This window comes from Azospirillum endophyticum (genome assembly GCF_016595245.1).
Classification (GTDB): domain Bacteria; phylum Pseudomonadota; class Alphaproteobacteria; order Azospirillales; family Azospirillaceae; genus Azospirillum; species Azospirillum endophyticum.
Genome location: NZ_JAENHM010000014.1, coordinates 1 through 1,369, shown reverse-complemented (window position 1 = coordinate 1,369; position 1,369 = coordinate 1). Strand labels below are relative to the sequence as shown.

Genomic DNA, 1,369 nt, shown 5'->3' with positions numbered 1-1,369 from the left:
TGTCATGTCTCCCGTTCCAGACAGTCTTGAACGGTGGATGGCGCCTTTTGCGGCGCTGTTCACCCGGCCGACCTGGGGCCATGTCCTGGTGCTGGTTGCCGGCGCGCTTCTCACCCCTGGACGGCGCACCGTGACGGCAGCGTTGAGCATCATGGGACGGCGCGATACCGGCGGCTTCGCCAATTTCCACCGTGTGCTCAATCGGAACCGTTGGTCCAGCCGCGCTGTCGCCCGGCGCCTGTTCACTCTCCTGGTCGCCACCTTCGTGCCGCAAGGCCCGGTGGTCGTCGGTATCGACGAGACAATCGAGCGCCGCTGGGGGCCGAAGATCAAGGCCCGTGGCATCTATCGGGACCCGGTCCGCTCCAGCCATGGTCACTTCGTCAAGGCCAGCGGCCTGCGTTGGGTGGTAGTCATGCTGCTGGTACCGATCCCCTGGGCCGGACGGGTCTGGGCGCTGCCGTTCCTCAGCGCTCTAGCACCGTCGGAGCGCTTCGCCCGGGAAGCCGGACGTCGGCATAAGAAACTCACCGACTGGGCACGCCAGCTTCTGCTCCAAGTCAGGCGCTGGTTGCCTGACCGCCAGTTGATTGTCGTTGCCGACAGCAGCTATGCAGCCATCGAACTGCTCAACGATCTGCGCGCCCATCTCACCGTCGTCACGCGCCTGCGCTTGGATGCCCGCTTGTTCGAACCGCCGCCGCCACGCCCGCTGGGAAAGGTGGGGCGCCCTCGGCTGGCGGGCGCCCGGTTGCCGTCCCTGGCTCAATGCCTGGAAGATGGTGAAACCGCCTGGAGCCGTGTTCGGATAAGCGGCTGGTATGGCGGCGGCGACCATCAACTGGAGATCACGTCCGGTACGGCCTTGTGGTATCACCCCGGCAAACCGAGGGTTCCGATCCGATGGGTGCTGGTGCGCCATGGGGAAGGCGCCTCCGAGCCACAGGCCTTCTTGTCCACCGACTTCCAGGCCGATCCCCTCGACATGCTACGCTGGTTCGTCCGGCGCTGGGCTGTCGAAGTGACTTTTGCCGAGGCGCGCCGTCACCTGGGGGTTGAGACCCAACGGCAATGGTCGGACCCGGCCATCGCCCGCACCACTCCGGCCCTGTTCGGGCTGTTCTCGCTCGTTACGCTGTGGACCAACGACATCGCCAGCGGCGCACCGATCACTCCATGGGCCGCACCTTGGTACCACAAAGCCGAGCCAACATTCAGCGATGCCCTCGCCACCCTACGCTTCCAACTCTGGCGGCAAATGACTTTCTCACCATCAATCCATCACCACGAGATCGAAAAACCCCCAGACGCCTTGCTCGACCGCCTCATTCAGGCCATCTGCTTCCCCGCATAAATGCGCAAAGTCGAG

The 1,369-nt window shown here is 64.8% G+C and carries 1 protein-coding gene; it reads left to right on the top strand.

Going from position 1 to position 1,369, the window contains the following annotated elements:
• The coding region (locus JHL17_RS04050) for an IS701 family transposase (RefSeq protein WP_211113308.1) at window positions 1–1,354 on the top strand (1,354 nt) is incomplete at its 5' end.
• Window positions 1,355–1,369: the final 15 nt, after the last annotated feature.